This window comes from Variovorax sp. P4_D9, assembly GCF_056401695.1.
Genome location: NZ_JBFUIU010000764.1, coordinates 1 through 4,163 on the forward strand (window position 1 = coordinate 1; position 4,163 = coordinate 4,163).

Genomic DNA, 4,163 nt, shown 5'->3' on the forward strand with positions numbered 1-4,163 from the left:
AAATTCCTCCAGTTCACGCGACAGCGTGTTGTAGATGCGAAGGCTCATGAGGCTCGGAAACGTCGATTCGCGCGCGTGCTGGAACGGGCGAACGATGGGGGTTTTTCAGGGGTGACGGGGGTGTGGCGACGAGCGGCTGGAAAGGCCCCCTCGGCTACAATGGCGCCCATTGTAAACGGCCACCGCCGGAAGTTTTCCGCGTGTTTACGAGACCCGTCTCCTCTCACTCTCGAGGCTCCATGCAGCACGCTGCCTTCTCCCCCCTCCCTGTCTCCCGCCACTTCCGAGCCATCGCGGCGCTCCTGTTCGCCCTGGTGGCCGGCGCCGTCCACGCCGACGACTATTCCGACGTCAACACCCTGCTGCGCCAGGGCAAGGCCGACCAGGCGCTGGCCAAGGCCGATGCCTATATCGCCGGCAAGCCGCGCGACCCGCAGATGCGATTCCTGCGCGGCGTGATCCTGACCGAGCAACGTAAGCAGACCGACGCGGTCGAGGTCTTCACGGCCCTGACCCAGGACTTTCCCGAACTGCCCGAGCCCTACAACAACCTCGCCGCGCTCTACGCGGCCCAGAGCCAGTTCGACAAGGCCCGCGCCGCGCTCGAGATGGCGATCAAGCTCAACCCCGACTACGCAACCGCGCACGAGAACCTCGGCGACGTGTATGCGCGGCTGGCCGCCCAGTCCTACGCCCGGGCGCTGAAGCTGGAGGCCGGCAACACGACCGTGCCGCCGAAGCTCACACTGGTGCGCCAGATGTTCGGCGCGCCGGCCCCGGACACCCTGCCGCCGGCGATCCCGCCGGTGCGCAAGCCGGTGCGCAACTGACCCCTTTCCAGAACGCGCTGCCGCGCACGCACACGAAAGTGATCCACCCGTGATTTCTCAAGTCCTTTCGCGCCGCCGGGCCCTCGCTCTGGCCGCCACGCTGGCCCTGGCCGCTGCTGCTGCCGCACCCAGCTGGGCCCAGAGCGCGCCGCGCGTCAAGCTCGCCACCTCGGCCGGCGACATCGTGATCGAGCTGGCGCCCGACAAGGCGCCCAAGACGGTCGACAATTTCCTGCAGTACGTCAAGGACAAGCAGTACGACGGCACGGTGTTCCACCGCGTCATCGACGGTTTCATGATCCAGGGCGGCGGCTTCACGCCCGACCTGAAGCAGAAACCGACCCGCGCGCCGGTCCCGCTCGAGGCTAAGAACGGCCTCAAGAACGACAAGTACACGATCGCCATGGCGCGCACCTCCGACCCGAACTCGGCCACCGCGCAGTTCTTCATCAACGTCAAGGACAACGCCATGCTCGACGCCCCCAACCCCGACGGCTACGGCTACACGGTGTTCGGCAAGGTGGTCTCGGGCACCGAGGTCGTCGACAAGATCCGCGCCGCACGCACCGGCAACAAGGGCGGCATGCAGGACGTGCCCGTCGAAACCATCACCATCCAATCCGCCACCCTGGCGAAATAAGCAAAGGAACACTGCCATGAGCAACCCGCAAGTCGAACTGCACATCAAGGACAAGGGCGTGATCACGCTCGAACTCGACCAGGACAAGGCCCCCAAGACGGTCGCCAACTTCCTCGAGTACGTGACCAAGGGCCACTACGACAACACCGTGTTCCACCGCGTGATCCCCGGCTTCATGGTGCAGGGCGGCGGCTTCGAGCCCGGCATGACCCAGAAGCCGACCGGCGCCGAAATCCAGAACGAAGCCAACAACGGCCTCAAGAACGACAACTACACGGTTGCCATGGCGCGCACCAATGCGCCCCACTCGGCCACCGCGCAGTTCTTCATCAACGTCGCCGACAACGGCTTCCTGAATCACACGGCCCCCTCGGCCCAGGGCTGGGGCTATGCGGTGTTCGGCAAGGTGGTCGGCGGCAAGGAAGTGGTCGACGCCATCAAGGCCGTCAAGACCGGCCGCAAGGGCTTCCACGACGACGTGCCGCTGGAGGACGTCGTGATCGAGAAGGCCGTCAAGGCCTGAGCCGCTGGGCCGCTCCCAAGGCGAAGCAAGGAGCTTGCCGAATGAGCCTGACGACCGCGCGCATGGCGGCATTCGCCGAGATCGTCGCGCCGCCCGGCTGGCGCACGGTCGACCTGATCTCCGACCTGCACCTGCAGGAATCGGAGCCGGCCACGGTGGCCGCCTGGCAGGGCTACCTCGACACCACTCCGGCCGACGCCGTCTTCATCCTCGGCGACCTGTTCGAGGTCTGGGTCGGCGACGACGCCGCCGCCCTGCCCGGCTTCGAGGCGCAATGCGCCGAGCTGCTGCGGGCGGCGTCGGCGCGCCGGCCGGTCTTCTTCATGCACGGCAACCGCGACTTCCTGGTCGGCGCCGACCTCGCGGCGCGCTGCGGCATGACACTTGTCGACGACCCGACCGTACTGGTGCTGCACGGCGAGCGCTGGCTGCTGAGCCACGGCGACGCGCTGTGCCTCGAGGACACCGAGTACCTGCGCTTTCGCGCCCAGGTGCGCAGCCCCGAATGGCAGCAGGCGCTGCTGGCCCGTCCGCTCGAGGAGCGCCGCACGCTCGCGCGTTCGGTCCGCGCCCAGAGCGAAGACCGCAAGCGCAGCCCCGACATGGTGTGGGCCGATGTCGACGCCGATGCCGCACGCGACTGGCTGCGCCAGGCCGGCGCCCACACGCTGGTGCACGGCCACACCCACCGGCCGGCGACCCACGACCTCGGTCACGGCCTGCGCCGCATCGTGCTGAGCGACTGGGACGCCGCGGCGCATCCGCCGCGCGCCCAGTTGCTGTGCCTGTCGAGCGCGGGCGCCCAGCGCGTCGACCTGCGCTGATGTTCGACTGGCTGCGCAGCCTGCGCGCGCCCCCCAGGATCCCAGATGCGGCCTGGCAGGCGACACTGACGCGCTACCGCTTCCTGGCTGAACGCCCGGCCGCCGAACAAGACCGCTTGCGCACGCTCGCGGCCGAGTTCCTGCGCGACAAGGAATTCCACGGCGCCCACGGTTTCGCGATCACCGACGAAGTGGCGCTGGCGATCGCCGCCCAGGCCGTGCTGCCGGTGCTGAACCTGAAGGGCGGCCTGCGCTGGTATGACGATTTCGTCGGCATCGTGGTGCACCCGTCCGAGGTGGTCGCACACCGCACGACCACCGACGCCACGGGCGTGGTCCACCAATACGACGAGATCGTCGCCGGCGAGGCGATGGACCGCGGCCCGGTGATGCTGAGCTGGCAGGACGTGCTGGCCAGCAGCATCACGCGCACCGAGGGCTACAACGTCGTGATCCACGAGTTCGCCCACAAGATCGACATGCGCAGCGGTGCCGCCGACGGCTGCCCGCCGCTGCCGCCGGGATTCCTTGGCACGCACAGCGCGAGGGCGGCGCGCGCCGCCTGGTTCGCGGTGCTGCACCCGGCCTACGAAGCCCTGCGCGAGAAAGCCATCATGGCCGAGCGCTTCGGCGGCGAAGCGCCCTGGCTCGACCCTTATGGCGCCCAGTCGCCGGCCGAGTTCTTCGCCGTCGCCTGCGAGGCCTATTTCGTGAACCGCTCGGCGCTGCAGGCCGAGTTCGACGCGCTGACGGCGCTGTTCGACGCCTTCTTCAACGCGGCGCCAAGCCGCTGAGCATGGCACGGGTCGCCCGCGGCGACCCTCCCTTCACTTGCGCAGTAGCGCCTTTAGCGCGTTCTGCAGCCGCCTGGCAGAACTCGTGTCGTGGCTGGCGGCCAGCACCTTGCTTGCATCCTGGCCCCAGGTCTGTTCCGGCGTCGGGTCGCCGCGCCGGGTCAGGAGCTTGAGCTGCAGGGCGCGGCGGGCCTCGATCTGGTCGGCCGGCGTCGGCACCTCGGCCGCCATCTCGAGCCGCAGCAGCGCCTCGGCGGCGTCGGAGGGTTGTGCCGAAGGCGCCGAGCCGATGGCCTGCGACCAGCTGCTGCGCACCGCCGGCGTCACCGCGCGGCCCAGCTCCTGGACACTGGGCAGYTGTGCGGCGTCGCGCTTCTCCCAGGCCCCTAGCACCTGCGTGAGCGCCTCGCCATGGGCCTGCGACGCCAGCTTGCGCAGCGCGAACTCGGCCCGTTCGAGCGCTTCGCGCTGGGCTCGGAAAGCTGCGTCGCCGAGGCGCGGGCCACGGTCCTCGCGCGGCGGGCGTTCGCCGAAGCGGCCACCCGCCGGGCC

General features: G+C 69.2%; 5 protein-coding genes and 1 pseudogene. 5 read left to right on the forward strand and 1 reads right to left on the reverse strand.

What is annotated here, in order from left to right; translation table 11 throughout:
- The first annotated feature begins 239 nt into the window (after nucleotides 1–239).
- The 5 genes from AC1DY5_RS44605 to AC1DY5_RS44625 are packed head-to-tail and all read left to right on the forward strand — an operon-like array spanning nucleotide 240 to nucleotide 3,611.
- Complete coding sequence (locus tag AC1DY5_RS44605) at nucleotides 240–830, forward strand: tetratricopeptide repeat protein (RefSeq protein ID WP_478120812.1); 591 nt, start codon at nucleotides 240–242, stop codon at nucleotides 828–830.
- A gap of 52 nt (nucleotides 831–882) precedes the next feature.
- A complete protein-coding gene (locus tag AC1DY5_RS44610) occupies nucleotides 883–1,470 on the forward strand; it encodes a peptidylprolyl isomerase (protein ID WP_478120816.1) in 588 nt (195 codons plus the stop codon).
- 16 nt (nucleotides 1,471–1,486) lie between these two features.
- Nucleotides 1,487–1,993: a peptidylprolyl isomerase gene (locus AC1DY5_RS44615; RefSeq protein WP_478120813.1), complete on the forward strand. Its 507-nt coding sequence runs from the start codon at nucleotides 1,487–1,489 to the stop codon at nucleotides 1,991–1,993.
- A 41-nt stretch (nucleotides 1,994–2,034) separates the two neighbouring features.
- The gene (locus tag AC1DY5_RS44620; RefSeq protein WP_478120814.1) at nucleotides 2,035–2,817 is read left to right on the forward strand and encodes a UDP-2,3-diacylglucosamine diphosphatase; all 783 of its coding nucleotides are present in this window, start codon (nucleotides 2,035–2,037) and stop codon (nucleotides 2,815–2,817) included.
- Complete coding sequence (locus AC1DY5_RS44625) at nucleotides 2,817–3,611, forward strand: M90 family metallopeptidase (protein WP_478120815.1); 795 nt, start codon at nucleotides 2,817–2,819, stop codon at nucleotides 3,609–3,611. The genes AC1DY5_RS44620 and AC1DY5_RS44625 overlap by 1 nt, the downstream gene beginning before the upstream one ends.
- Before the next feature lie 33 nt (nucleotides 3,612–3,644).
- Here the strand turns inward: AC1DY5_RS44625 and AC1DY5_RS44630 are convergent.
- Nucleotides 3,645–4,163: pseudogene (locus AC1DY5_RS44630) on the reverse strand (DUF349 domain-containing protein); the annotation flags it as partial.